At 29.1% G+C, this 26,073-nt stretch carries 27 protein-coding genes and 4 tRNA genes; 16 read left to right on the top strand and 15 right to left on the bottom strand.

Translation table 11 applies throughout. The features are described from left to right. The first annotated feature begins 24 nt into the window (after positions 1–24). The 5 genes from mobB to FDK22_RS14330 are packed head-to-tail and all read left to right on the top strand — an operon-like array spanning position 25 to position 4,560. On the top strand, positions 25–528 hold the full coding sequence (gene mobB, locus FDK22_RS14350) for a molybdopterin-guanine dinucleotide biosynthesis protein B (protein WP_138153675.1): 504 nt from the start codon (positions 25–27) through the stop codon (positions 526–528). Beyond that, entirely contained in the window at positions 528–1,376 is an 849-nt protein-coding gene (locus FDK22_RS14345; RefSeq protein WP_138153674.1) for a class 1 fructose-bisphosphatase, read from the top strand. The genes mobB and FDK22_RS14345 overlap by 1 nt, the downstream gene beginning before the upstream one ends. Continuing rightward, the gene (locus FDK22_RS14340; protein ID WP_138153673.1) at positions 1,366–1,569 is read left to right on the top strand and encodes a hypothetical protein; all 204 of its coding nucleotides are present in this window, start codon (positions 1,366–1,368) and stop codon (positions 1,567–1,569) included. Before FDK22_RS14345 ends, FDK22_RS14340 begins: the two co-directional genes overlap by 11 nt. 28 nt (positions 1,570–1,597) lie before the next feature. Then, positions 1,598–3,565, top strand: coding sequence for a methionine--tRNA ligase (gene metG / locus FDK22_RS14335; RefSeq protein WP_138153672.1), 1,968 nt, complete (start codon positions 1,598–1,600; stop codon positions 3,563–3,565). Further along, a complete protein-coding gene (locus FDK22_RS14330; RefSeq protein ID WP_138153671.1) occupies positions 3,565–4,560 on the top strand; it encodes a peptidoglycan synthetase in 996 nt (331 codons plus the stop codon). The genes metG and FDK22_RS14330 overlap by 1 nt, the downstream gene beginning before the upstream one ends. On the opposite strand, the gene FDK22_RS14325 is transcribed toward FDK22_RS14330, so the two are convergent. Then, a complete protein-coding gene (locus FDK22_RS14325) occupies positions 4,557–5,213 on the bottom strand; it encodes a S24 family peptidase (RefSeq protein WP_138153670.1) in 657 nt (218 codons plus the stop codon). The genes FDK22_RS14330 and FDK22_RS14325 overlap by 4 nt on opposite strands. A gap of 316 nt (positions 5,214–5,529) precedes the next feature. Between FDK22_RS14325 and FDK22_RS14320 the strand changes: the two genes are divergently transcribed. Genes FDK22_RS14320 through pckA form a run of 4 tightly spaced genes read left to right on the top strand, consistent with a single transcriptional unit; the run spans position 5,530 to position 10,563 of the window. Then, on the top strand, positions 5,530–5,769 hold the full coding sequence (locus FDK22_RS14320; RefSeq protein ID WP_138153669.1) for an OadG family protein: 240 nt from the start codon (positions 5,530–5,532) through the stop codon (positions 5,767–5,769). Positions 5,770–5,774: 5 nt separating this feature from the next. Then, complete coding sequence (locus FDK22_RS14315) at positions 5,775–7,589, top strand: biotin/lipoyl-containing protein (RefSeq protein WP_138153668.1); 1,815 nt, start codon at positions 5,775–5,777, stop codon at positions 7,587–7,589. 31 nt (positions 7,590–7,620) lie between these two features. Further along, on the top strand, positions 7,621–8,958 hold the full coding sequence (locus FDK22_RS14310) for a sodium ion-translocating decarboxylase subunit beta (protein WP_171013007.1): 1,338 nt from the start codon (positions 7,621–7,623) through the stop codon (positions 8,956–8,958). An 18-nt stretch (positions 8,959–8,976) separates the two neighbouring features. Continuing rightward, complete coding sequence (gene pckA / locus FDK22_RS14305) at positions 8,977–10,563, top strand: phosphoenolpyruvate carboxykinase (ATP) (protein WP_138153667.1); 1,587 nt, start codon at positions 8,977–8,979, stop codon at positions 10,561–10,563. Positions 10,564–10,627: 64 nt separating this feature from the next. Here pckA and FDK22_RS14300 read toward each other — a convergent pair whose 3' ends face one another. Then, positions 10,628–11,659 carry a bifunctional 3,4-dihydroxy-2-butanone 4-phosphate synthase/GTP cyclohydrolase II gene (locus FDK22_RS14300; protein ID WP_138153666.1) on the bottom strand — a complete coding sequence of 344 codons (1,032 nt, stop codon included), beginning with the start codon at positions 11,657–11,659 and terminating at the stop codon, positions 10,628–10,630. Positions 11,660–11,768: 109 nt separating this feature from the next. On the opposite strand from FDK22_RS14300, the gene FDK22_RS14295 reads away from it, so the two are divergent. The 4 genes from FDK22_RS14295 (at position 11,769) to FDK22_RS14280 (ending at position 12,293) form a co-directional block, all read left to right on the top strand. Continuing rightward, a tRNA-Gln gene (locus FDK22_RS14295) sits at positions 11,769–11,843 on the top strand. 20 nt (positions 11,844–11,863) lie between these two features. Continuing rightward, a tRNA-Met gene (locus FDK22_RS14290) sits at positions 11,864–11,940 on the top strand. A gap of 20 nt (positions 11,941–11,960) precedes the next feature. Then, positions 11,961–12,037 (top strand) — tRNA-Met (locus FDK22_RS14285). 179 nt (positions 12,038–12,216) lie between these two features. Continuing rightward, a tRNA-Thr gene (locus FDK22_RS14280) sits at positions 12,217–12,293 on the top strand. A 16-nt stretch (positions 12,294–12,309) separates the two neighbouring features. Here FDK22_RS14280 and FDK22_RS14275 read toward each other — a convergent pair. From FDK22_RS14275 to ribA, 10 genes are all read right to left on the bottom strand, one after another. Next, complete coding sequence (locus FDK22_RS14275; RefSeq protein WP_138153665.1) at positions 12,310–12,528, bottom strand: hypothetical protein; 219 nt, start codon at positions 12,526–12,528, stop codon at positions 12,310–12,312. 111 nt (positions 12,529–12,639) lie between these two features. After that, positions 12,640–14,655, bottom strand: a complete 2,016-nt coding sequence (gene glyS, locus FDK22_RS14270; protein WP_138153664.1) for a glycine--tRNA ligase subunit beta — start codon at positions 14,653–14,655, stop codon at positions 12,640–12,642. Continuing rightward, a complete protein-coding gene (locus FDK22_RS15780; RefSeq protein WP_171013006.1) occupies positions 14,648–14,806 on the bottom strand; it encodes a hypothetical protein in 159 nt (52 codons plus the stop codon). Before FDK22_RS15780 ends, glyS begins: the two co-directional genes overlap by 8 nt. Positions 14,807–15,001: 195 nt before the next feature. After that, positions 15,002–15,670, bottom strand: coding sequence for a response regulator transcription factor (locus tag FDK22_RS14265; RefSeq protein WP_138153663.1), 669 nt, complete (start codon positions 15,668–15,670; stop codon positions 15,002–15,004). Positions 15,671–15,734: 64 nt separating this feature from the next. Then, positions 15,735–16,931 carry a hypothetical protein gene (locus tag FDK22_RS14260; RefSeq protein ID WP_138153662.1) on the bottom strand — a complete coding sequence of 399 codons (1,197 nt, stop codon included), beginning with the start codon at positions 16,929–16,931 and terminating at the stop codon, positions 15,735–15,737. Between the two features lie 10 nt (positions 16,932–16,941). Next, on the bottom strand, positions 16,942–18,279 hold the full coding sequence (locus tag FDK22_RS14255) for a c-type cytochrome (protein WP_138153661.1): 1,338 nt from the start codon (positions 18,277–18,279) through the stop codon (positions 16,942–16,944). Between the two features lie 133 nt (positions 18,280–18,412). Continuing rightward, positions 18,413–18,787: a hypothetical protein gene (locus tag FDK22_RS14250; RefSeq protein WP_138153660.1), complete on the bottom strand. Its 375-nt coding sequence runs from the start codon at positions 18,785–18,787 to the stop codon at positions 18,413–18,415. 8 nt (positions 18,788–18,795) lie between these two features. After that, positions 18,796–19,014 carry a PP0621 family protein gene (locus FDK22_RS14245; protein WP_138153659.1) on the bottom strand — a complete coding sequence of 73 codons (219 nt, stop codon included), beginning with the start codon at positions 19,012–19,014 and terminating at the stop codon, positions 18,796–18,798. A gap of 5 nt (positions 19,015–19,019) precedes the next feature. Beyond that, positions 19,020–19,595: a 16S rRNA (guanine(527)-N(7))-methyltransferase RsmG gene (gene rsmG / locus FDK22_RS14240; protein ID WP_138153658.1), complete on the bottom strand. Its 576-nt coding sequence runs from the start codon at positions 19,593–19,595 to the stop codon at positions 19,020–19,022. Then, positions 19,595–20,170: a GTP cyclohydrolase II gene (gene ribA / locus FDK22_RS14235; RefSeq protein ID WP_138153657.1), complete on the bottom strand. Its 576-nt coding sequence runs from the start codon at positions 20,168–20,170 to the stop codon at positions 19,595–19,597. Before ribA ends, rsmG begins: the two co-directional genes overlap by 1 nt. Positions 20,171–20,230: 60 nt before the next feature. Between ribA and hemB the strand changes: the two genes are divergently transcribed. From hemB to FDK22_RS14220, 3 genes are read left to right on the top strand one after another with little or no spacing between them, the layout of a single operon-like run. After that, positions 20,231–21,202: a porphobilinogen synthase gene (hemB, locus tag FDK22_RS14230; protein ID WP_138153656.1), complete on the top strand. Its 972-nt coding sequence runs from the start codon at positions 20,231–20,233 to the stop codon at positions 21,200–21,202. Positions 21,203–21,223: 21 nt separating this feature from the next. Next, positions 21,224–22,438 carry a PAS domain-containing sensor histidine kinase gene (locus FDK22_RS14225; protein WP_138153655.1) on the top strand — a complete coding sequence of 405 codons (1,215 nt, stop codon included), beginning with the start codon at positions 21,224–21,226 and terminating at the stop codon, positions 22,436–22,438. After that, on the top strand, positions 22,428–23,108 hold the full coding sequence (locus FDK22_RS14220; RefSeq protein ID WP_171013005.1) for a response regulator transcription factor: 681 nt from the start codon (positions 22,428–22,430) through the stop codon (positions 23,106–23,108). The genes FDK22_RS14225 and FDK22_RS14220 overlap by 11 nt, the downstream gene beginning before the upstream one ends. A gap of 5 nt (positions 23,109–23,113) precedes the next feature. On the opposite strand, the gene FDK22_RS14215 is transcribed toward FDK22_RS14220, so the two are convergent. The 3 genes from FDK22_RS14215 to FDK22_RS14205 are packed head-to-tail and all read right to left on the bottom strand — an operon-like array spanning position 23,114 to position 26,016. Continuing rightward, positions 23,114–23,785, bottom strand: coding sequence for an anaerobic ribonucleoside-triphosphate reductase activating protein (locus tag FDK22_RS14215; protein WP_138153654.1), 672 nt, complete (start codon positions 23,783–23,785; stop codon positions 23,114–23,116). Then, complete coding sequence (nrdD, locus tag FDK22_RS15930) at positions 23,766–23,924, bottom strand: anaerobic ribonucleoside-triphosphate reductase (protein ID WP_138153653.1); 159 nt, start codon at positions 23,922–23,924, stop codon at positions 23,766–23,768. The genes FDK22_RS14215 and nrdD overlap by 20 nt, the downstream gene beginning before the upstream one ends. Next, positions 23,905–26,016 (bottom strand): ribonucleoside triphosphate reductase, encoded by a 2,112-nt coding sequence (locus FDK22_RS14205; RefSeq protein WP_138153652.1) that lies wholly within the window; start codon positions 26,014–26,016, stop codon positions 23,905–23,907. Before FDK22_RS14205 ends, nrdD begins: the two co-directional genes overlap by 20 nt. Between the last annotated feature and the right edge of the window lie 57 nt (positions 26,017–26,073).

The raw sequence follows: 26,073 nt of genomic DNA, 5'->3' as shown, positions 1-26,073 counted from the left end.
CATGGTTTGGGTAAAATCAGCCTCATGAATAAGAATTATAAGAAACTAGCTGTTGCGTTTAGCGGGCCTTCAAATAGTGGTAAAACTACTTTAGTAGTTAATGTTTCAAATATACTGAATCAAAAGGGTTATAAAGTATGTATTGTAAAACATGACCCAAAAGATAAAGCTATATTTGATAAAGAGGGAAAAGATAGTGATAAATTCACTAAAACAGGTGCAAATGTTGCAGTTGTTAGTCCTTCTAGAACAACTTTATTTAAACAAGAAACATCAACTATTGATGAGATGATAGAACTGTTTGGTGACTTTGATTATTTATTGGTTGAGGGATTAAAGACCTTGCCTCTTCCAAGAATTTCAGTCTTTAGAAATAAACTTGATGAGAGTTATTTTCCAGTTACCAATGCTATTGCTCATGATTCAACAATAAGTGCTGATGATATTCCTAACAATATTGAGAAATTAGACTTAAACAATCCAGAAGAGATTATCTCATGGATTGAAAAAAATGCAAAGAGGGTATGATGAACGATATAATTGAAGCAATAAAAAAAGCCAGTATTGAGATAAAAAAAGTTATTGATAAAGGTGATACTGGGAAAAGTGAAAATGAAAACTCTACTGGTGACACTCAGTTAAAACTTGATATTGCAAGTGATATTATTATTGAAAATATTTTTAAAGAGATTCCATCTATAAAAGAGATTGTTAGTGAAGAGCAAGAAGCTATTGTTCCTTTACATGAAGATGGTGAATATTTAATTGCTTATGACCCATTAGATGGTTCATCATTGGTTGATGTTAATCTTTCAGTTGGATCAATTTATGGTATTTATAAAGATGACTTCACGTCAAAAAATATTATTGCAGCTATATATGTTGTTTTTGGGCCAAGAATAGAGATGGTTGTAGCAGCAGAAGGTTCCGTAAAAATGTATAGATTAAACGGTGGTATTTTTCATTATGTTCAAGATATAAAACTTGATTTTAAAGGTAATTTAAATGCTACAGGTTCAACACAAATGTTTTGGCCAACTGAACATAAAAAACTTTTAAAAGAGATGTTTGATGAAGGATATTATTTAAGATATTCTGGTGGTATGGTTCCTGATTTACATCAAATACTATTAAAAGGTGGAGGATTATTCTCATATCCTGCAACGACTGATAGACCAAAAGGTAAGTTAAGACAACTATTTGAAGTATTCCCTTTTGCATTTGTTTATGAGTTAGCTGGTGGTGCTGCTACAGATGGATTTAAAAGAGTTTTAGAAGTTGAAACAACTCATATTCACGATACTACTCCATGTTTCTTTGGTTCTAAATCAGAAGTAGAAAAAGTAAAAGAAGTTTACAAACAATATGCAAGCTGAAGAGAATCATAAAGATGAATGGGATGTAAAACTTGATGTAAAGCTTGAAGAGCTTAACCAATGTCAAAAATCTAATAATCTAAGTTCATGTACACCCTGTAACAAATTTTTTGAATGTGAACTTAGAAAAAAATATGTCATTGCCGTTTATGAGTCTATGAATAAAGGCTCTGGCGGTGGATTTGAATTTTAATTAATAATTATAACAAAGAGGTAAATTAATGGATAAAAGTTATAAAAATGTTTATATTACTACTCCAATATATTATGTAAATGATGTTGCACATATAGGACACGCTTATACTACAATAATTGCAGATATGCTTGCAAGATATTCAAGATTAACTGGGTTAGATACTTATTTTCTTACAGGTACTGATGAACATGGTCAAAAAATTGAACAAAGTGCAAAACAAAGAGGGAGAACTCCTCAAGAGTATGCAGATGAAATTTCGGGAAAATTTAGAACACTTTGGGATGACTTTGATATTTCATATGATAAATTTATTAGAACTACTGATGAAGAACATAAAATTGGTGTTCAAAAAGCATTTGAAACAATGTACAATAAAGGTGATATCTATAAAGGTGATTATGAAGGTTTTTATTGCGTATCTTGCGAAACTTTCTTTACAGAGAAACAATTAGTTGATGAACAGTTTTGTCCAGATTGTGGAAAACCTACAAATATAGTAAAAGAAGAAAGTTTCTTTTTTAAACTATCAAAATACGAAGATAAATTAATTAAATGGTATGAAGAAAATGAAGATTGTATTTTACCAAGATCTAAAAAGAATGAAATTGTAAACTTTGTAAAAGGTGGATTAAAAGACCTTTCAATTTCAAGAACATCTTTTGATTGGGGTGTAAAATTACCAGAATCTATAAATGAACCTAAACATGTTATGTATGTATGGCTTGATGCATTATTAAACTATATTACAGCATTAGGTTATGGAAATAAAGAAGAAAATATGAATTATTGGCCAGCTAAAGTACAATTAGTTGGAAAAGATATTTTAAGATTCCATGCAATATATTGGCCTGCATTTTTAATGTCTTTAGATTTACCTCTACCTACTCATATTGCAGCACATGGTTGGTGGACAAGAGATGGTGAAAAGATGTCTAAATCAAAAGGTAATGTTGTAAATCCTAAAGAAGTTGCTGATGCTTATGGTCTTGATGCATTTAGATATTTCATGTTAAGAGAAGTACCTTTTGGTCAAGATGGTGACTTTTCTCAAAAAGCATTAATGGATAGAATTAACTCTGATTTAGGAAATGACTTAGGTAATTTACTTAATAGAATTTCAGGTATGAGTGGGAAATATTTTGATTTTAAAGTTAATTCTGTAGATGTAGAAAAATTTCATAAAAAAGAACTTGACGAAGTTAATGAGATTTTGGAGAATGTTGAAAGTTACATCTTTAATATGCAATTAAATAGATATCTTGAAGATATTTGGAAGGTATTAACAATTGCAAATAAAGCAATTGGTGATTATGAACCTTGGGCTAAAATGAAAGAAGGTAAAACTGAAGAAGCTATGGCATTAGTTGCTTTAATTACAAATATTATGGCTAAAGTTGCCCTACTTTTAGATTCAGTTATGCCAGAAAAAATTTCTAAAATAGCTGATTCTTTAGGAATTGAAATTAATACGGATACTTATAATAAATTGATTGTAAATAAAGAACTTTTAGATGAAACAACAATTACAAAAGTTGAACAACTTTTCCCAAGAATTGAAGAAGTTTTATTAGAGCAAGCTTCTACGGCAGATGTTTCTAAAGCAGAACCAGAAGAGAAAGCAAAAGCTAAGATAGATCAAAAGAAAGAGAATGATGAAGAATCTGATAATCTTATTACAATTGATCAATTCTTTGAAACAACTCTTAAAGTAGGTACAATTATTGAGGCGGAAGAAGTTCCTAAATCTAAAAAGCTTTTAAAATTACAAGTTGATTTAGGTGAAGGAAAAAATAGACAAATCCTAGCTGGTATAAAAGAATTTTATGATGCAAAAGATTTAGTTGGAACTCAAGCATGTGTTGTTGCAAACCTAAAACCTGCAAAACTTATGGGTATGCTAAGTGAAGGTATGTTAATGGCTGCACGTGATGAAAATGGATTATCACTGATTAGACCTGAAACACCAAAAAAATCTGGAACTAAAATAAGCTAGTGCAAATTACTTCAATTTTAGATATAGTTGATGGAAGATTATTAAATCATCCATCAATCTCATTTATATATTCAATTAAAACTAATCCTAAAAAAGTAAAAGAAGGTGACTTATTTATTGTAAAAGATGATGAGGATATTCCAAAAGCAATAGAAAATGGAGCCTTTGCAATTATAGTTGATAAAGAGGTTTCTATTAGCGATAATGAAATAGCATGGATTTTTGTTGAATCGATGAATGATGCAATTGTTAAACTTGTTAGATACTTATTATCAAATAAAAGATTAAATGCTTTTTATTGTAATAACGTTAGTTATGACTTATTTAAAATTCTATTAAAAACTACAGTTCATACAAATATTAAAATAGTTCCTAAAGAATTGTCAAAATTTTTTAAATTAATTGATGAAATTGAAGAGAATGATACAATAATATCTTCAGATAAAAATATACTTGATAATATATATCCTGTAAATTTTAATTTTAACACAAAAGATTATGAAATTAAAAACTTAATCGAACATTCAATTTTTGAAACTAGTTTTTCTTTTCAAGAAAGATATTTTTCAAAAATTAAAATTTCAAGTTTGTATATTACTGAGTTTTTAGATGTTTATAGTTATTTAGGTTTTGATGCAGATTTAAATAAATTAAGAAAATTTCATAATTTAAAACCTATATTTGTTGACAAATTAATAAATCATACTGATTATGGAAGAAGTGATAAATTTTTAATTGCTCAAAATAATGATGAACTAATTTTAAGAGAAGTTAAATATCTAGAAAAAAAATACAATTATGCAAAAGTGATTTATTTAACAACAAATGAAATTGATGATAATAGAGATATTGATTATATTTTTATAAATTCATTGTGTGATTTAAAAGAATTTTTAAAGAAAAATACTTTTAACGCAGTATATTTTATTGGTGTTAGCTACGATGAACTTTATGAACAAGTTTCAAAAGAAGCTAACGAACCATCACTACTTTAATAAACCATACCAAAGCTACTAACTACTTTACCCACAACAAAGACTTCATTTTTATCCAATATTTGTATTGGATAGTCTTTGTTATCTGAAATTACATCTAATTTTCCATCTACTCTTCTTTGAATTCTTTTTACAAAAAGTCCATGATTTGTAGTAAATGCATAAATTCCATCCCTTGAAACATCATTTCGTGTTTTATCAATAAATATTATATTATCACTATTTAATGTTGGTTCCATTGAGTCCCCTACTACATTAATAGCATCAATATTTTTTAAATTTTCTTTGCCACCTAACATATCTATAAAATATGGAGGAACTTCTAAACTCTCATATTCATCATTACTTTCATAGGCACCACCACCAGCACTAACATTTACTTCTGGATAGTATCTAATCCAATATTTATCTGTTGAATCAACTAATGAGCCAGGATTTTGATTGTAAAGTAGCCAATTTATTGAAATTTTCTTTTTTGCACAAAAATCCAAAATATTTGAAAAAGGGATTTTTCCACGATTTTTCATTGTCGCAAAATTAACCTGACTCAAATCAAGTGCACTTGCAACGTCTTTATCAAATACTTTTCCACATTTGCCATCTTTACTTAAGATATCTTTTAACTTTTCAATTATTTCAAAAACTTGTAACATTTCTGCTCCTTTTTTGTATTATATTACAAAATGCAATATTTTTCAAGTAAATTGAAAAAAAAGTATAAAATTTGACATATAAATTAATTAAGGATATAAAATGTCACAAAAAATTGAAAAAGCAACAAGCAATGTTATAAAAATACTTCATACTTTTGATAATTTTTTACTTAAATGTGGTAACAAAATTTTATAATTTTTTCCATTGATTAAAATTCCAAAATTTCTCTAATTTAGGGCAGAAAATAAATTTTACTAAAGCATATTTAATATAAAATGGTAATACTAAATTACGATGGTAACCACGGGGAGTAATATGGAAACTAACTTAATTGCTGAGGCATTGAAGTTTATGGTTTTAGGTATGGGAATTGTATTCACATTCTTAATTGTTATGGTATATGCATTAAAATTTCAGGCAAAAATTATTGCTAAATATTTTCCTGAAAAAAAAGCAGTACCTAAAAAACCACAAACTGCAAATACTTCAAATAACACTGCAAAAATAGCTGCTATAGTAGCTGCTGTACAACATCACAAAAATCTAAAAGGTTAACTTATATGGCTAAAAAATATATCGATGTCATGGATACTACTTTTAGGGATGGATTTCAATCTGTCTTTGGAGGTAGAGTTTTAATGGACGACTTCTTTCCTGCTGTAGAAGCTGCGAAAGATGCGGGGATTACACACTTTGAGTTTGGTGGAGGAGCAAGATTTCAATCTTTATTTTTCTACCTACAAGAAAATGCTTTTGAGATGATGGACAGATTTAGAGAAATTGTAGGTCCTGATGCTAATTTACAAACACTAGCAAGAGGTATTAATACTGTTATGCTTGATACTGGTTCAAGAGAATTAGTTGAGATGCATGCAAAAATGTTTGCAAAACATGGTGTAACTACAATTAGAAACTTTGATGCATTAAATGATGTTCAAAATCTTGAATATTCAGCTGAATGTATTAAAAAATATGGGTTAAATCATGAGGTTGTTGTAACATTAATGGATTTACCTCCAGGTTGTGAAGGTGCACATGATGTTCCTTTCTATGAAAAAACACTAAGAAACATTTTAGATAGTGGGGTTCCATTTGATTCTATTTGTTTTAAAGATGCTTCGGGAACTTCATCACCACAAAAAGTATTTGATACAATTAAAATGGCAAGAAGTTTAGTAGGAGAAGATACACATATTAGATTACATACACATGAAACTGCGGGAGTTTCTGTTGCTTGTTATCTTGCTGCTTTAGATGCTGGTGCAGATGGAATTGACTTAGCTGCAAGTCCAGTTTCTGGAGGAACATCACAACCAGATATTCTAACTATGATGCATGCTGTAAAAGGTATGAATTATGATTTAGGTGGCTTAGAAATTGATAAAATTTTAAAATATCAAGAAGTTTTAAATGACCAATTAAAAGATTACTTTATGCCACCAGAGGCAACTCAAGTATCACCTTTAATCCCTTTCTCACCAATGCCAGGTGGAGCATTAACTGCAAACACACAAATGATGAGAGATAATGGAACTTTAGATAGATTCCCAGAAGTTATTAAAGCAATGAGAGAAGTTGTTGAAAAAGGTGGATATGGTACATCTGTAACTCCTGTTTCTCAGTTTTATTGGCAACAAGCATATGCAAATGTAATGTTTGGACCATGGAAACAAATTGCACCAGGATATGGGAAAATGGTTCTTGGATATTTTGGTAAAACACCTGTTGCACCAGATGAAGAAGTTGTTAAATTAGCATCTGAAAAATTAAAACTTGAACCAACTACTGAAAATCCATTAGATATTGCTGATAGAGATGAAAAGAAAACAATGTCTTATTGGGAAGGTAGATTAAAAGAAGAAGGTATCGAAACAAGCGAAGAAAATATATTTATTGCGGCAGCTTGTGATGAAAAAGGTATTGCTTTCTTAAAAGGTGAAGGACCACTTAATATAAGAAAAATCAGTAAATCAGATGATATACTGTGTGAAAATGATAAAAATTGTAGTTTAGGAGAAAATAAAGGTATGAGTAACGCAACTGGAAACTATACAGTAGTAGTAGATGGACAAAAATTTAATGTAACTGTAGCAGAGGGAAATGCTGATATTCAAGTAACACCTGTAACTGAAACAGCAGCACCTTCAAGTGCACCTGCTGGTGGAGCAGAAGTTCCTGCAACTGTAGCTGGAGCTGTTTGGAAAATCCATGTAAAAGTTGGAGACAAAGTTGAAAAAGGGCAAGAGATTGCAATTTTAGAAGCTATGAAAATGGAAATTCCTGTTGAAGCTCCTTGTGCTGGAACTGTTTCAGCAATTTTGAAAAATCCTAGTGATGCTGTTGAAGAAGGTGAAGCAATAGCAACGATTAGCTAATAAAATGTGTAGAAAAAACGGAGTAAATTATATGAATAAAAAATTTATGGCATTAATGCTTTTATTCTTTATTTCTATTTTTAGTTCACCACTATTCGCTAGTGGTGCTACACATGATGTAGTTGCTAAAAGTGGAACAGAAGAAGTACAGCATGAATACAAGCCAAAATCAATTTCAGAACTAGCAGCATCTTTTTACGAAACTACAGGAATCAAAGCTATTATTGATCCTCAAGATGATGTTATGACTTCTGAACCTAATCCAGCAGATGCAAGACCAATGACTCATTTTGAACAATCTTGGGGTAGAATTATTATGTTTGCAATTGTAATTGTACTTTTTTATCTTGCAATTGCTAAAGGTTTTGAACCTTTACTATTATTACCAATTGCTTTTGGTGGACTTTTAGCAAATATTCCTCTAGCAAATATGGGCGGTGCTCATGGTATGTTAGGTATTATCTATAACATGGGTATAGCAAATGAGTTTTTCCCCTTACTGATTTTTATGGGTGTAGGAGCTATGACTGACTTCTCTCCTTTATTAGCAAATCCTAAAGCTGCTATTTTAGGTGGAGCTGCTCAATTTGGTATCTTTGGTTCTTTAGTTGGTGCTGTTGCACTAGGTTTTGACTTACAATCTGCTTCTGCCATCTCAATTATTGGTGGAGCTGATGGACCAACATCTATTTTTATTGCAAATAGATTAGCTCCGGAAATGCTTGGTGCTATTGCCGTTGCTGCATATTCATATATGGCACTTGTACCTGTAATTCAACCACCAATTATGAAAGCTTTAACAACTGAGGCAGAAAGAAAGATTAAAATGCCAAAATTAAGAAAAGTACATAAATTAGAAAATTTATTTTTACCAATTTTAATTTTATTTTTAGCAATTTTATTCTTACCAGAGTCAACTCCTCTAATTGGAGCATTCGCATTTGGAAATTTCTTAAAACAATCAGGAGTTGTTGAGAGATTAAGTGATACAATGCAAAATTCATTAATAAATATTGTAACAATCTTCTTAGGACTTGGAGTGGGTTCTAAATTAGCAGCTGATAAATTCTTAGTTTTAGAAACTTTAGGGATTATGGTTATTGGTTTAATTGCATTTGCAGCAGGTACTGCAGCTGGTGTTATTATGGCTAAGATTATGAACAAATTTAGTTCTGAAGAAAGTAAAGTAAATCCATTAATTGGAGCTGCTGGAGTTTCTGCAGTACCAATGGCGGCAAGAGTAGTAAGTAAAGTTGGTCAAGAATATGATAAATCAAATGTATTATTAATGCATGCGATGGGGCCAAATGTTGCCGGTGTAATTGGTTCTGCTGTTGCAGCTGGTGTACTTTTATCAATATTTAAATAAAAAAGAATAGGGAAAAAAATGTCTGAAATCAAAAATACACTTGGACTAGAGAACGTTGGAACAGTGTATAGAAATCTTGATGTTGATACTTTAATTCAACATGCTGTAGAAAATGAAGGGGCTAAGGTCTCTTCAACTGGTGCTTTAATGATTGATACGGGAATATTTACAGGAAGAAGTCCAAGGGATAAATTTTTTGTAAACCAAGATCCATCAAATAAATATATAGCTTGGGGTGATATTAATTTTAAAGTAACAAAAGCAGTATATGAAGATTTAGAAGTAGTTTCTAAAAAACAATTAAGTAATAAAGATTTATATGTAACTGATGTTTACTGTGGTTCTTCTTTAGATAGTAGAAAATCTGTAAGATTTATTACAGAAGTAGCTTGGCAAGCTCATTTTGTTCAAAATATGTTTATCGTGCCTCCAAAAGAGGATTTAGAAAATTTTGAACCAGATTTTACAGTTTATAACTCTTGTAAAACTGTTGATATGGCTTATGCTTCACATGGTTTAAATTCAGAAGTTTTTGTTGTATTCAATGTTGAAGAAAACACTGCACTTATTGGTGGTACTTGGTATGCTGGTGAGATGAAAAAAGGTGTATTCTCAATGATGAATTACTGGTTGCCATTAGAGGGTAAACTTCCAATGCACTGTTCAGCAAATGTTGGTAAAGATGGTGACACTGCTTTATTCTTTGGACTTTCAGGTACTGGTAAAACAACTTTATCTACAGATCCAAATAGAGCATTAATTGGTGATGATGAGCATGGTTGGGATGATAATGGTGTATTTAACTTCGAAGGTGGTTGCTATGCAAAAGTTATCAATCTTGATGAAAAATCAGAACCTGAAATTTTTGGTGCTATTAGAAAAGGTGCAATTTTAGAAAATGTTGTAGCTGATGAAAATGGTGTAGTAGATTATACAGATGGAAGTAAAACTGAAAATACTAGAGTTTCATATCCAATTGACCATATTGAAAATCATAAAAAAGATATGAGAGGTGACCATCCTAAAAATATCATTTTCTTATGTGCTGATGCATTTGGTGTTTTACCTCCAGTTGCAAAATTAGATAAAAGGCAAGCAATGTATTATTTCTTAAGTGGATATACTGCAAAAGTTGCAGGAACTGAAAGAGGTATTACTGAGCCAGTAGCTACATTCTCATCTTGTTTTGGTGAAGCGTTCTTACCACTAAACCCTACTGTTTATGCCGAACTATTAGGTGATAAAATTGATGAGCATGGAGTAAATGTATATTTAGTTAATACAGGATGGACTGGTGGTCCATATGGTATTGGTTCTAGAATGAGTATTAAAAATACTAGAGCTTGTATTAATGGTATATTAGATGGTTCAATTGAAAATTCAGACTTTGAAACATTACCTATTTTTAATCTTAAAATTCCAAAAACTCTTGATGGTGTTGAAACTAAAGTATTAAACCCTAGAAATACTTGGGAAGATAAAGAATCTTACGATGAAACTGCATTAAAACTTGCAGGGATGTATATCGAAAATTATTCTAAAAAGTATTTAACTTTAGAAAATGATTATGATTTTACTTCTGCGGGACCTAATCTTAACATTTAAATAAAATCATTATAAAAAAAGGGGTAGGATTTAATCCCACCCCTTTTTTATTGCTTAATATATATTAACACTCTATTTGTATCTCTTCTTTGATTTCTAATCCGAATCCATTTAAACCAACAAAAGAATGTTTTCCACCACTTGTCATTAATTTAATCTTCTTCACATTTAAACTATTTAAAATCTGCGCACCAATTCCATAATCTTTTTGTGATTCTTTATTGGCAATATCATCATTTAAAAATATCAATAATCCACCTTTTGCTTGTAAAAAGTTTATTGTTTTTAACATTGAATGAAGTTTTTCATCATTTAAAAAAAGTTTTATATCTGGAATTACAGTATGAAACTTTACATGAGTAATATCAGTTAATTCACCAAATTGGATCACTGTATGTACTTGTCCTAAATGATCTTTAAAATCTTTTTTAATTACATCTGTGTTAAAAAATTTAATCTCTTCACTTGAAATGTTCTCAACTAAAGTTTCATGTGATAATCTATACTCAACTAAATCAGAAATATATATTTGTTTTAAATTATGTTTTTCGGCAAAGATGTCTAAATCATCACGTCTAGCCATTGTTCCATCTTCTTTCATAATTTCACAAATAACTGCTTCTCCATTTAATCCTGCTAGTTTACATAAGTCAACACTACCTTCTGTATGTCCTGTTCTTACTAAAACCCCACCATCTTTTGCGATTAAAGGAAAGATATGACCTGGTCTTACTAATTCTGTTGCATTAGAGATTGGATTAGCTAAAATTTTAATAGTATCATCCCTCTCCCCTGCACTAATTCCTGTAGCTGCATTAGCTGCATCAACTGAAACAGTAAAAGCTGTTTCATAAGAGGAAGTATTTGAATTAACCATTGGATTTAATTCTAATCTAATTGCTGTTTCTTTAGTTACAGATACACAAATAAGACCTTTTGCATAGCTTGCCATAAAATTAACTTTTTCAGGACTACTTAATGGTGCAGCATATACTAAATCACCCTCATTTTCTCTATCTTCATCATCTAACATGATAACCATGTTACCTTTTTGAATCTCTTCTATTGCTTCTTTTACTCTTTGTATTGCATCCATTTTACTTCTTTTAATTGTTTTTTTAAATTATATCAAAAATTTTAAAATTTCTACTAAAAACCCTTGACAAATATTTACAATTTCACTATAATTTCGGCACTTAAAAAGTTGGGGTATCGCCAAGTGGTAAGGCAACGGTTTTTGGTATCGTCATTCACAGGTTCGAATCCTGTTACCCCATCCACTTTTAAGTGTTTTTTAGGTCGCGGAATAGAGCAGCTAGGTAGCTCGTCGGGCTCATAACCCGAAGGTCAGTGGTTCAAATCCACTTTCCGCAACCAATTCAAAAAAGAAGTCTTAGGTCAAGGTAGCTCAGCTGGCTAGAGCGCTGGTCTCATAAGCCGGAGGTCGAGAGTTCAAGTCTCTCTCTTGACACCATGTAAAAACTTGAAATCGTCAAGTTTGGACAGACTTTTCTTTTTTGTTCTTCTAAATTTAGTTTCAACCTATCGAAATCATTTTTTTATACTGTATGTTGAATAGAATTATTGAATAAAATAGTTAACTTGATTTTATTATTAAATATTATTAGATGGGTTGTAACATTTATTTTTGGTGCTGGTGTAGCTCAGTTGGCTAGAGCAGCTGATTTGTAATCAGCAGGTCGGGGGTTCGACTCCCTTCACCAGCTCCACCTTTAAAATCAAAAATTAATTTCCACCCTCTTTATCAGCAGTAGCTTCATGAATAGCTTCTTTTGTAGAATCATAAGCTTCACTAGCACCCTCTTTTGTTGCACTCCATGCTTTCTTTGATGTTTTCTTTGTAGCATCCCATGCATCAGAAGAATCTTTTTTAACACCTTTCCATGTAGCACATCCACTAAGAACAAATAATGTAATTAAAATTGTAGTAATTGTTTTTAACATATAATAACCTTTAAAATTTTTTTTAAATTTTACAGAATTATAGTTTAAATAGTTGTTTAAGTTAATAAAAAGTGAGTAATTTTAGAGCTTTTTAGCCCTAAAATTAATTTATTAGATAGTGATCTCTTGGATATCAGCAATTTTCTTGAATGCTTGATAAACTTTTCCAATAGTGTTTTTTCTGTTTGTTTTTATTGCTTGATTTTCATGATTAACAAATACATTATCAAAGAAATTATCAAGTTGCGGTTTTAAACCAAATAAAGCATCTAACTCTTCTTCATAATTTGAGTATTCTTTTGAAATAACTTCATTAAATTTAGATACTAATTGTTTTTCAGCATCATCTTCAAGTAAACTCTCATCAATACTCAATTCTGATGTAATATCTAAATCTTTTATAATGTTTGCAACCCTTTTAAATGTTGTTGTATACTCTTTAAAGTTATCACTTAAAACAATTGGATTTAAAGCACATAATTTTTTAGAAATCTCATAAACATCTGTTTCTCCACTTCCAAGAACTGCTTTAATAACAGAAGGATTAACATCAAATATTTTAAATAATCTTTCATTAAAAAATTCAATTAACTGAGTTTTATCTAAACCTTTATACTCAGAACTTAACGCATCAATAATTTTTCCTAAATCAACTGGAAGTTTGTGTTCTATAGCTGTTTTTACAATACCTGCAGCAGCTCTTCTTAAACCAAATGGATCCTTTGAACCACTAGGAATTTTTCCAACAGAAAATAATCCTAAAAGATTATCTAATTTATAAGATAAAGCAACTATTGAAGAGAATTTAGAAGATGGTAATTCTGAATCTTCACCATCAGGTAAATATTGCTCTTTAATTGCTGTATAAACTTTTTCATCTTCACCAGCAATTTTTGCATAGTAATATCCCATAAGTCCTTGAAGTTCCGTAAACTCATAAACCATTTCAGACATTAAGTCTGCTTTTGCAAGGTATACAGCTTTTTCTAAAAGCTCTTTTTCTTCTACTTTAAATGTATCAGCTAATAAAGAAGCTATTTTAGTCTCCCTTTGAACCTTTTCATACATTGAACCTAAACCTTCAACAAAAACAAGTTTTTTTAAGCCCTCATTTGATAAACCATTTTTTATGTCATTTTTCCAGAAGAACATTCCATCTGCAAGTCTAGGTCTTAATACTTTTTCATTACCAGCAATAATTTGAGTAAAATCTTCAGTTTTAGAATTAGATACAACAATAAAATTGTTTGTTAATTCACCATCTTTATAAACTGCAAAATATCTTTGGTGTTCTTTCATTGAAGTTACAATAACCTCTTCAGGTAATTCTAAAAACTCTTCATCAAATTTACCTAATAAAGCAGTTGGATATTCTGTAATTGCAACAACTTCCTCAAGTAATTCTGTGTCAATTTCAATCTTGATACCATTTTCTTCTTCAATCTTTTTCATTTGTTCAAGTATAGTTTTTCTTCTTTCATCTGGATATAAAACTACACCATTTTTATCTAATTTACAGAAATAATCACCTGCAAATTCAAAAGTAAATGGTTCATAAGAAACCATTCTATGGGCAAATGAATAATTTGAAGATTTAACACCATAAAGATTTGCATCAACAATCTCTTCACCTAACATAACACATAAAGATCTAATAGGTCTAATAAAACTATCCGTTCTACTTGCCCATCTCATTGATTTACCAAAATTTAAAGAAGAGATAAACTCATTAATCATACCATTTAATAAATCTTTAGAATCAGTTCCTTCTACTTCTTTTTTGAAATATAATACTTCCCCTCTTCCTTGGTCAATTCTATCTAGCTTTGAAACATCTACACCACATTTTTTTGCAAAACCTAAAGCTGCTCCTGTAGGTTCTCCATCTTTAAAAGCAATCTTAACTGGTGCTCCAAACATCTCTTCAACTGAATCTTCTTGTTTTACTTGGAATTCTCTATGCCATAACACTAATCTTCTTGGTGTGTAAAAGAAATCAAAATCACATAGTAATCTATTGTTTTCAAGTATGTTTGCCCATTTTTTTTCAATATTAGGTAATTCTTTTAAGAATGGGATTGCTGGTAATTCTTCAACACCAATCTCAATTAATAATGGTTTATTCATTTACAGGTTCCTTCTTCTTGCTATCATTTTTCTTATTTTCATCTATTTTTTTTGCATGTTTGTCTATTTGTTGTTTATTAAAACCTTTAATAAACATAAAAATCATAAAGGCAAATAATATAAGTACAATTATGTCTAAAATCTCTTTCAAGTTAATCCTAATGGTATTTATTAAAGGCAAATATGATATCTAAAAATTACTTATTTTTTGGTAAGAGTGATTTAAAAAAAAGAGAATATAGTTTTAAAAAACTAATAAAAAATTAACACTAGGAATATATACTTTTATTGATTCAAACAAATAAAAAATTGTTTGAACACCTCCTCCTAACCAATAAAATTAAAGTCACTTAAAAAGTGGCTTTAATCTGTATCCAATGCTTTTTTTGGATTCTATTAAATCTTTGCCAATCCTATTTCTAAGATTCCAAATATGATATCTAATTACATTTGATTTAGATTTACTATTACAAGGATAACTGCTTGTTTCTAATTCAAAACTTGAAACAAACTGCCCTCTTCTTTTAATTAAATAATCTAAAATAAAATGTGACTTTAAGTCCAACTCAATATTCTTATTATTTTTATAAACCTCTTTATTAAACAAATCATATTTAATATCTTGTGCAATTTCTATATAATCACTGTGTGAGTTGTAAGCTCTTTTTATTAAACCTTTTACCCTTAAAAGAAGTTCATCTGTGTCAGTATTTTTATTTAAATAATCGTCACATCCTATTTCGAAAGATTTTTTCAAACTATCTTTTATAGAAGTTAAAACCATTTTCATTGTTGAGTCATTATATTCTGCGAGCATTTTCATTATTTCAAAACCATTAATTTTTGGAACATTTAAATCTATTATATATAAATCATAAATATCATCAAAAATTTTATTTAAAAACTCTTCTCCATTTGAACAAGTATCAACAATAAAACCATCATCTTCTAAAAAATCTTTTATTGTATCTTGATAAAGGATATCATCCTCTAAAAAAAGTATTTTTGTTCCCATTTTCCAATCTTAAGAGATAAGACTAAAAGGGCATAAGCCCTTTTAGCCTCATATTTGTATAAACTTATAGTATGTTTTTAAATAAAATAAACATACCCCAAGCAAAATAAACAGCCATCCAAGTAACCATTATTACAAGGGTATAATTACCCAGTCTTGTAACAGCCTTATCTTTTGAGCCATCAAAAATAGGTTCTTGTGACTTTCCAACTTTCCAAGCCATTGTTAGTAAATAAGCAACACCAATACCACCCATAATTAAAAATGTTAATAAGAACATTACAATTGATGGTATCTCTAAATTAACAGGATAATCATAAATATTATATCCTAAATTGCTCATAATATCAAATCTAATAAGCTCTCTCATTGCTGAAATTAATAAGGCAACAACAACTAATACACCAGTCGTAATATAGCTATTTGAATTTGAGTATGAGATAAGTAATAAAGCAACTACCCCTACAATAATTGATATACTTAAAGGATGCATTAAATATCCAATAGAACTCATCCAAAGAGCAAAAAATACAGCACTAATTAGTAATCCTATAACAGTTAGTTTTGTACCTAAAGATGATGTATACTCAATAAAATTACCTTTAAAATCATCCCTTGTACTTAAAAATCTACTATAATTTTGCAAAAATATACCAACAACAGGTATAGATAAACTCACAAAAAACAACAATCTAACTAGTTTAATATTTAATGTCCAGCCACTAGTATCAACAATACCATTTGGTGCGTACATATCCATCCAGTCATTAGGCATAATTGAAGTAACTGCAAAATTATGCATTAATAAACCAGCAAAAACTAAAATAAAGAAAGAGATAATACCAATAAGCTTTCCTCCACCCTCTTTTGCCTTATTTGCATAATAATACCAATAATATAAAATATAACCAATAACTAAAGTATAAATAAAAATAAAAACCCACATACCTGATAAAGTGTTCGCTACGTACCAATTTGGATCATAAATAACTTGGGTAAACAATAAAGGTGCTACACCAAGAACAATTAAAATTGAAACACTAATTTTTCCTGTTTGTATTAAATGAGGAGTCAAAATTTTCCAGTGGGAATCACTCTTTTGTTTTAGTGTTCCATACAAAGATAATCCCATTGCCCCTAAAGCCAATAAAACAAAAGCGGCATGTAATGCCCAAGTTAATACATAAAGTCCTTGAAATACAATAGGATAAAATGGTACCCCAGCTGGATCCCTAAGGGCCAATAAAGCAGATGCGTCCATAAATCCTCCTTTAATATTTTAATGATGCAATATATTCAGCAATTGCATCATATTCATCATCTGGTAATTGTAGTTTTGGCATATAAGGGATTGCTCCACTACCTATAGCATAAAGAATAGATTTAACACCCTCTTTATCAACCCCTTTTAATCTATCTTTTAACGGTCTATAAACGCCAGTAAGTTCTAAAGAGTGACAATTAGAACATGACATTTTAGTTAATAGCTCTCCCACTTGGAGTTTATTTTCAGCTGTAATTGTTCTTAAATTATCTGGTATAAAAGGGTTTACTTTTAAAAGTCCTTTTTGAGCAATTATAGGAAGCTCACTTTTAATCCCTTTACCTTCTACATCCCTACTAATAATTTGATTTGAGTAAATATATTGTCCAGCTACATAAGGTTTTCTCATAGATTCTCTTAGTTTCTCACCAGGCCAAAGTCCAGCTAGTAAAATAACCACAATCATCGTTGAAGAGATTGCAGGATTAATAATCTTAGGTTTAAATACTGCAACTAAAAAATAAACCATAAATACAAGAGTTAAAATAATTCTATTTTGAATAACCCCATCTTTTGTTACATTAAATACAGCATGGGCATTATCAGGTAAAGTTCCCATATACCACATAAAGAAGAATAGAGTTATAAATCCACCTAAAATACTTACATATCCCATTTTTTTACTAAGTTCAATTGATAATTCTTCATTCTCTTTTTTCATAGCACTTGAGATAACTAAACCAATAACACCTGATAACATAATCATAAATCCAATTCTAAGGAACATATGAGGAAAAGTGTTTAGTCCAAAGAAAGCATCACTTGCACTTCCGGTTGCATAATAAGCTGTAGTACCAGGCCACATCATAAAACTTATTATTCCAATAATTAAGGCTAAAGTACCAACTGAAGCTAAAGCAAAAGTATAAGTTAATTTAAGATGTGTTTTTCTATCTATTTTATCTATAAAATAAACTAATACAAAAACACCAATTACTTCATATACGAAAAAGACCCATTCTGTAGCCCAAACCCATACAAAATTATGTATTAAAGCACTAATTCCACGGGGACTTGCAGCAGTAGCAGTATACCAAATACCTGGACCTGTAATTGAACCAATAACATAAGAAAAAATCAGTAAAAACATACCATATTTTTTCATATATGGGTAAAGATCAGTACGATTTTCTTTATAAGCTTTATAGGCTAAAAATGCAAATAACATTGCAGCACCAACTGATGTATGTGATGCTAAAATATGGATGGTTCCAGTAATACCCATCATCCATGCACTTCCATAATCAGGAAAATAAAACAACGGAAATTGTCCTATTAAATCCATAGAAACTCCTTATTTAAAATTTAGATTAAATTATATGAGTAATATGTTAATTTTTTGTTAGATTAATATTTAATATAAATTAAAGTTATGAAATTTTTTTGGGAGAGATAACTTCTTCTTATTTTAGAAGAAGTTATTTATTAAGTAAGTATGAGTAAATAACACCATCAATTTCTGACAAGGCAATTTTTTCAATCTCATCATCATCTTCAATTATTGCAAGAACTTTAGAATCAAACATATAATTCTCTGCAATTTTTTGAATACTTTTAGCTAATTTTTTATCACAAATTATATATTTTGAATTTAATGCATTACAATATATTGCTTCTTTTATACTATTAACAACAACTGCGCAATTTACATGATTTTTTCTTGTAAATAAAACTAAATTTTCATCATAATTAAAAACCAAAGTTGAGTTTGGTAAAGTATGATCAATATCTGCTATTGAATCTATAAATGAAATTGTTTCATATGGAATAAGTCTATCTCCAATTAGTATCATATAACCACCTATTTTTTATTTATTAAACATTCTTTTGAACAAAAGAAATGACCGTTACTTAATATTGCTTCTTTTTTAGAAACAAAAGTTGAGCATGTAGGACATTCAACCATAATATCTTCTATTTTTTCATCCTCTTGTTTAACACTTTTTTCTCTATCTTTTTTAAATAAAACAATGTAAATTAAAAAAAGAACTACAGCCACAGCTAATATTTTTAATATCATATCTATTACCCTTTTATATACAAATAGTTTCTATCATTTCTTTTTACTATTTTTTGATTATTGATTTTTGCTTCTTCTAACTCATCATTTAACAAAGACCCTTTATAAAATAGAAAACTACTATTTTCTTTTTTTATAGTTTCTGTAATATCCATTAAAAGTTTTGTATTTGTTACAGCCCTTGATGTTATTAAATCAACATTCACACCTTCAACGTCTTCAACTCTTTTTGCTATAACTTCAACATTTTTTAGTTTTAAAGTATTTTTCACAAAATTTAAAAAAGCAACTCTTTTTAATCTTGGTTCTATTAAATAACATTTAGCATCTGAATTAGCCATAGCTAAAATCAATCCAGGGTAACCTGCACCTGTTCCAATATCTGCAAAACTATCAAAACTATCAATAAATGAAAGTGGATAAATAGAATCAATAATATTCTCTTTAATACTTTCATCATCTAAACTTCCACTTAGATTATGCACCTTTCCCCATTGTTTTAAAAGGGAAGTAAAAGTTTCACACCTATTTATAAACTCACTATCAAGTTTAAAGTCAATCAATTCTTCTTTTGTAAACATTAAAAAAGATGTCCCATATGTTTTTTCTTTGTTTCTACATAATGTATATTGTGCTTATTTAATTCAGTAATTGCTGGGATTCTTTCTTCTACACCTACATTTATTGATTCAATATATTCTATTTTTGATGGATTATTTGTAATAAGTTTAATATTTGTTAATTTTAAATCTTTAAAAATCTCTTCAACAATAGAATAATCTCTTTCATCTTCTTTAAATCCAAGTTCAAGGTTTGCTTCAATAGTATTTCTACCTTGATCTTGTAATGCATAAGCGTTTACTTTATTAAGAAGGCCTATATTTCTTCCTTCTTGTCTATGATAAATTACTAAACCACCCTCACGTGCTATAAATTCAAGAGCAAGATTAAGTTGTGCTTGACAATCACATTTTAAACTTCCTAAGGCATCGCCAGTTAAACACTCAGAGTGAACTCTTACATAAGGTGTTTCAATTTCTTCAAAATTTTCACTCATAATTGCTAAATGTTCTTGATGATTTTCTTTGTATGCTCTTATTCTAAAATTTCCATGTTTGGTAGGTAGATTAGCAATATTTGATTTCTCTATATTCATATCCTTTTAAACCTTAAATTGTTAAAATACCCGAGATTATAGCGAACAAAGGTAAATAATATGTTTAAAAGATTTAGAAGACTTAGAATTAATGAAACTCTAAGAAACTTAGTACAAGAAACTACATTAACAAAGAATGATTTTATATATCCATTATTTGTAAAAGAAGGTGAAAATATCAAAATAGAAGTATCATCTATGCCAGGTGTTTTTCAAATGAGTATTGATGAGATTTTAAAAGAGTGTGAATATATTAGAACAATTGGTTTAAACTCTATTATACTTTTTGCCATTCCCGATGTAAAAGACTCTGTTGGTAGTGAATGTTTATGTGAAGAGAGTATTATTAGTAGAACAATTAAAGCAATCAAAGGAAAATTTCCAGACATGTTTATTGTTACAGATTTATGTTTTTGTGAATATACAGACCATGGACATTGTGGTATTTTAGACCCAAAAACACAAACAGTTGATAATGATAAAACATTAGAAATTTCTGCTCAACAAGCTATTGTACATGCAAAAGCTGGAGCTGATATGATTGCTCCAAGTGGTATGATGGATGGAATTATTGAATGTTTAAGAACTGCATTAGATGAAAATGGTTTTAAAGATTTACCTATCATGGCTTATTCAACAAAATTTGCAAGTGCATATTATGGACCATTTAGGGATGTTGCAGAATCAACTCCATCATTTGGGGATAGAAGAACATATCAAATGAATCCAGCAAATAGACTTGAAGCATTAGAAGAATCACTTGAAGATGAAAAACAAGGGGCAGATATCTTAATGGTTAAACCAGCTTTAGCATTTATGGATGTTATTAGAGATATTAGAAACAATTCAAATCTTCCAATTTGTGCATATAACGTAAGTGGTGAGTATGCAATGTTAAAACATGCAGGGGCAGCTGGACTTATTGATTACGAAAGAGTGATGCTTGAAACTTTAATTGGATTTAAAAGAGCTGGTGCTGATTTAATTATCACTTACCATGCAAAAGAAGCTTGTGAATTATTAAATAAATAATATTAAGGTATAAAATAAACAATGGGTCAAACATATCAAGAAGCCATAGAAAACTCAAATGTAGTTTCAAAAACAGATATTAATGGTGTAATAACTTTTGTCAATGATGAATTTTGTAGAATTTCTGGATTTTCAAAAGAGGAACTTCTTGGAGCTAATCATAATATTGTAAGACATCCAGAAGTTCCTGAAGAAGATTTTGAAAAACTATGGACTACAATCTTAGATAAAAAGCCATATAAAACAACAGTTAAAAACAAATGTAAAGATGGTTCAACTGTTTATTTAAATACAACAATTACACCAATTCTTGATGAAAATGATGAGATAAGAGAATTTATTGCTATTAGATATGATGTGACAAAAGAAGTTGAATTAAAAAAAGCTTTAGAGAAAAAAGATAAAGAACTATTAACTTTAAATAAAACACTAGAGCAAAGGGTTAAAGAGCAAACAGCACAACTGATTGAATTAAACCAAACCTTAGAACATAGAGTAAATGAAGAGATTGCCAAAAACAAAGAGAAACAAAAAATGCTTTTTTGGCAATCTAGAATGGCAAGTTTAGGTCAAATGCTTGCAAATATCGCCCATCAGTGGAGGCAACCATTAACAGAACTTAGTCTTACTATGTTTAATATTAAAAGAACTGCAAAAAAATGTGATTTAGAGAAACTAGATTTGTACTATAAAGAGTCTTTAGGAATTATTGAGAATATGTCACAAACAATTGATGATTTTTCTAACTTTTTTAATCCAAATAAGCCAAAAGAGAAATTTTTTCTAACAAATGCAATAAATGATTCCTTACTTATTACAAAGAAGCTTGTTCAAAAAGAGAATTTAAATATTCAAACTGATTTTGAAGATATTGAAGTATTTGGGGTATTAAATGAACTATCACAAGTAATAATAAACTTAATACAAAATTCAAGCGAAGCTTTTAAAGTAAATGAGATAAAAGATAAGAAAATAACTATCGTTATAAAAAGAGAGGAAAACTACGCAGTATTACAATTTGAAGATAATGCTGGTGGTGCTAGTGAAAATTTACTTGATAAAATATTTGAGCCTTATTTTACTACAAAGCATCAAAGTAATGGAACAGGACTTGGTTTATTTATGTCAAAAATGATTATTGAAAAGAGTTTAGATGGTACAATTAGAGTTGAGAATATAGATAATGGCTTGAAGTTTACAATTAAAATACCTTTAGGAGATAATAATGAACAATGATGAATCTGTACTAAAAGAGTTAAAAATACTATTTGTTGAAGATGAGGTAAATATCTCAAAACTTTTAAAGGATGCCTTATCGGATTATTTTTATTCTTTTACAGTTGCAAGTGATGGAATAGAGGGGCTTGAAAAATTTAAAAATATTAATCCGGATATTGTAATTACAGACATAATGATGCCTAACCTTGATGGATTAGAGATGACAAAAGAGATTAGAACAATAAATGAAGATATTCCTATTATTGTCCTTAGTGCTTTTTCTGATAAAGAGAAATTATTAAAAGCTATAGATATAGGTATTACTAAATATTTTATAAAGCCATTTGACCCTGAAGAGGTATTAGAGTATTTAATTTTTATAGCAAACAAATTAAATAAAAACAGAATTATATGTTTAAATGAAGATTTTTCTTTTGATACAAATACAAATAATCTTTTTGAGAATGAAAAACTAGTAAATATTACTAAAAGGGAAAAGAAATTTATATCTTTACTTCTTAGTGACAGAAATAATATCACTTCCACAGAGAGTATTAAATCATCACTTTGGGAAGAAGAAAATGTTACCGATGAAAGATTAAGAACATTTGTTAAAAGGCTTAGAGCTAAAACAGATAAAGAGCTAATAAAAAATATTTCAGGACAAGGTTATATTATAAATAAATAAATAAATTAGTTTCTCCAAACTATATTTAAATCAGAAATAAGTTTACTCTTATCAAAATGTTTTTCTGATAATTTTAGATTTGAAAGGTTTTCAGTTTCTAAAAAATTTTGAATGTAATAGTTTTTGTCGTAACCATTTTCGACTAAAACTGTTTGCATTTCATTTATATCATCCTCATCTAACAAATCTTCATGTAAAGTTGTTCTTACTTCATATTCGATTCCTGAATTTTCAAGAATATGTAATGACTCTAAAAATTTATTGTAATAATTTGACTTTGTAATATCATAAAATTTATCTTTAGTTGATTTAAAATCAATTGCAACAAAGTCTAATAACTTTTGGTCTAAAAGAGTTTTTAGCATATTAGGATTTGAGCCATTAGTATCAAGTTTTATATTAAAACCCAAAGTAGAAATACATTTACAAATATATTCTAAATCATGTAATGAAGCTTCTCCACCACTTAATACAACCCCATCTAATAAGCCTACTCTTTTCATTAAAAAATTGATTAAATCTTCAATTGTATAAAGCCCTGATTTTGAATTAACAATATCAGGGTTATAACAATATTTACATCTCATATTGCAGGAATTAAACCATACAATACAAGATAAATGATCTTTATAATCTACCGTTGTAAACGGTGTTATATTATAAATTATTTTTTTCAATGAATTTTACTCTTTGAGAATGTTCACCTTTTTTACCAATATTGAAACTTTCAACTGGTCTATGATATCCCATAACTCTTGTATAAACAATACATTTTGTTCTTTTTTCTTTTAATTTTTCAGGCTCTAAGCTTTTCATTTTTTAACTCCTCATCTAAAAGTTCTTGGTCACAAATTGGACAATATTCATATTCACCATTTATATATCCATGTTTAGGACAAACAGAGAAAACTGGGGTAATAGTGATATATGGTAAAGTATAATTTGAAATTACATTTCTTACTAATTTCCTACAAGCTTCAATTGAACTAATTCTCTCTTTCATATATAAGTGAAGAACTGTTCCACCAGTATATTTACCTTGTAAATCATCTTGTAAATCTAAGGCTTGGAAAACATCATCTGTATAATCAACAGGAAGTTGCGATGAATTTGTATAAAAAATATTTTTACCATATCCTGCTTGATAAATATCTTGATATCTCTTTTTATCCTCTTTTGCAAATCTATATGTTGTTCCCTCAGCTGGTGTTGCTTCAAGATTATATAAATTTCCAGTTTCTTCTTGATAATCTGCCATTTTATCTCTCATGAAATCTAAAATTTCATTGGCAAATAAAATACCCTCTTCTTTAGAAATATCAAACTCTTTTTCAGTAAAGTTTATTATCATCTCATTGATACCATTAACACCAATTGTTGAAAAGTGGTTATTAAATCCAGGTAAATATCTTTTTGTATAAGGGAATAATCCCCTTTCATATAAATCGTTTACAAAAACTCTTTTTTTCTCTAAAGTTGATTTTGCTAAATCCATTAACTCTTCAAGTCTATCAAATAATGAATCTTTATCACCTTTATAAAGATATCCAAGTCTTGCCATATTGATTGTAACAACTCCAATACTTCCTGTCATCTCTGCACTACCAAATAAACCACCACCTCTTTTTAAAAGTTCTCTTAAATCAAGTTGTAACCTACAACACATAGATCTAACATGCCCAGGTTTATAGGCATTATCATTTGGTATTAATTTTCCATTTTCATCTTTTGTATATTGACTTCCAATAAAATTTTGGAAATAAGAGCTTCCAATTTTTGCAGTATTTTCAAATAATAAATCAGTGTTTTCACCATACCAATCGAAATCCTCTGTTAAGTTTACAGTAGGAATTGGAAAAGTAAAAGGTTGTCCTGTTTGATCACCCTCAGTCATAACTTCATAGTATGCTTTATTAATCATATCCATTTGTTTTTGGAAATCTTTATATGTTAGTTCTGTTAAAGATTCATAACCTTTTTCTTTTGCTTTTTTTAATAACTCTTCATCATCTAAGTTTTTTAATAAGTGTTCTTGATTTTTTGTAGGGATTTGATCCTTTAAATCTCTTGGAACTGTCCAATCAATTGTGATATTTGTAAAAGGACTTTGTCCCCATCTTGCAGGGACATTTAAATTATATACAAAACTTCTAATATTCTTTTTTACTTCAGTAAAAGATAATTTATCTTTAAATACATAAGGTGCTAAATAGGTGTCAAATGATGAAAATGCCTGAGCTCCAGCCCATTCACTTTGTAATATTCCTAAAAAATTAGCCATTTGACCTAAAGCTTCTCTAAAATGGTTTGGTGCACGTGATTCAACCCTACCTCTAACTCCATTGAAACCTTCATCCAATAAAACTCTTAAACTCCAACCAGCACAATACCCACTTAAACAATCTAAATCATGAATATGGTAATCAGCATTTCTATGGGCATAACCTTCCTCTTTTGAGTAGATTTTATCTAACCAATAATTTGCAATAACCTTACCCGCACTATTATTTATAAGTCCTGCATGAGAATAACCTGTATTTGAATTTGCTTTAATTCTCCAATCTGTTCCATTAATATACTCTTCAATTGTCTGTGTCGAATTAATATATGTTGTATCTTCATTTAATCCTAAAACTTGTTCTCTTTGCAATTTGTGCATATGTCTATAAAGCATAAATGATTTTAATACTTCAAAATATCTAGCTTTAAAAAGTTCTGATTCAATTAAATCTTGAATATCTTCAACTGCAATCACTCTTTTTTTATTTAATTGTTCTATTACATTTAAATAAATTATTGAATCGTACGTTGTATGAACACTTTTAAATGCTTTTTTGATAGCATCTTTTATTTTATACTCTTCATATGGCTTGTAAGTTCCATCTCTTTTTAAAATATTTTCTATCATTTGTATCCTTTTCAAACAAAATTTTAGACCTTTCCTACTTAAAAAATAATAATATAG

The organism is Arcobacter arenosus (assembly GCF_005771535.1).
Classification (GTDB): domain Bacteria; phylum Campylobacterota; class Campylobacteria; order Campylobacterales; family Arcobacteraceae; genus Halarcobacter; species Halarcobacter arenosus.
The sequence above is the reverse complement of the archived record's forward strand: the minus strand, read 5'-3'. Positions and strand labels throughout refer to the sequence as shown.

Bases quoted from the DNA above. Each gene is read 5' to 3' on its own strand.
- FDK22_RS14255 (WP_138153661.1), bottom strand. From the start codon at position 18,279: ATGGATTTAATAGGACAATTTCCGTTGTTTTATTTTCCTGATTATGGA.
- hemB (WP_138153656.1), top strand. From the start codon at position 20,231: ATGTTTAAAAGATTTAGAAGACTTAGAATTAATGAAACTCTAAGAAAC.
- FDK22_RS14225 (WP_138153655.1), top strand. From the start codon at position 21,224: ATGGGTCAAACATATCAAGAAGCCATAGAAAACTCAAATGTAGTTTCA.
- nrdD (WP_138153653.1), bottom strand. From the start codon at position 23,924: ATGAAAAGCTTAGAGCCTGAAAAATTAAAAGAAAAAAGAACAAAATGT.
- FDK22_RS14220 (WP_171013005.1), top strand. From the start codon at position 22,428: ATGAACAATGATGAATCTGTACTAAAAGAGTTAAAAATACTATTTGTT.
- FDK22_RS14250 (WP_138153660.1), bottom strand. From the start codon at position 18,787: ATGATACTAATTGGAGATAGACTTATTCCATATGAAACAATTTCATTT.
- FDK22_RS14345 (WP_138153674.1), top strand. From the start codon at position 528: ATGAACGATATAATTGAAGCAATAAAAAAAGCCAGTATTGAGATAAAA.
- pckA (WP_138153667.1), top strand. From the start codon at position 8,977: ATGTCTGAAATCAAAAATACACTTGGACTAGAGAACGTTGGAACAGTG.
- ribA (WP_138153657.1), bottom strand. From the start codon at position 20,170: ATGAATATAGAGAAATCAAATATTGCTAATCTACCTACCAAACATGGA.
- rsmG (WP_138153658.1), bottom strand. From the start codon at position 19,595: ATGTTTACAAAAGAAGAATTGATTGACTTTAAACTTGATAGTGAGTTT.
- FDK22_RS14300 (WP_138153666.1), bottom strand. From the start codon at position 11,659: ATGGATGCAATACAAAGAGTAAAAGAAGCAATAGAAGAGATTCAAAAA.
- FDK22_RS14260 (WP_138153662.1), bottom strand. From the start codon at position 16,931: ATGGACGCATCTGCTTTATTGGCCCTTAGGGATCCAGCTGGGGTACCA.
- FDK22_RS14320 (WP_138153669.1), top strand. From the start codon at position 5,530: ATGGAAACTAACTTAATTGCTGAGGCATTGAAGTTTATGGTTTTAGGT.
- mobB (WP_138153675.1), top strand. From the start codon at position 25: ATGAATAAGAATTATAAGAAACTAGCTGTTGCGTTTAGCGGGCCTTCA.
- FDK22_RS14245 (WP_138153659.1), bottom strand. From the start codon at position 19,014: ATGATATTAAAAATATTAGCTGTGGCTGTAGTTCTTTTTTTAATTTAC.
- FDK22_RS14340 (WP_138153673.1), top strand. From the start codon at position 1,366: ATGCAAGCTGAAGAGAATCATAAAGATGAATGGGATGTAAAACTTGAT.
- FDK22_RS14315 (WP_138153668.1), top strand. From the start codon at position 5,775: ATGGCTAAAAAATATATCGATGTCATGGATACTACTTTTAGGGATGGA.
- FDK22_RS14275 (WP_138153665.1), bottom strand. From the start codon at position 12,528: ATGTTAAAAACAATTACTACAATTTTAATTACATTATTTGTTCTTAGT.
- FDK22_RS14265 (WP_138153663.1), bottom strand. From the start codon at position 15,670: ATGGGAACAAAAATACTTTTTTTAGAGGATGATATCCTTTATCAAGAT.
- glyS (WP_138153664.1), bottom strand. From the start codon at position 14,655: ATGAATAAACCATTATTAATTGAGATTGGTGTTGAAGAATTACCAGCA.
- FDK22_RS14205 (WP_138153652.1), bottom strand. From the start codon at position 26,016: ATGATAGAAAATATTTTAAAAAGAGATGGAACTTACAAGCCATATGAA.
- FDK22_RS14325 (WP_138153670.1), bottom strand. From the start codon at position 5,213: ATGTTACAAGTTTTTGAAATAATTGAAAAGTTAAAAGATATCTTAAGT.
- FDK22_RS14310 (WP_171013007.1), top strand. From the start codon at position 7,621: ATGAATAAAAAATTTATGGCATTAATGCTTTTATTCTTTATTTCTATT.
- metG (WP_138153672.1), top strand. From the start codon at position 1,598: ATGGATAAAAGTTATAAAAATGTTTATATTACTACTCCAATATATTAT.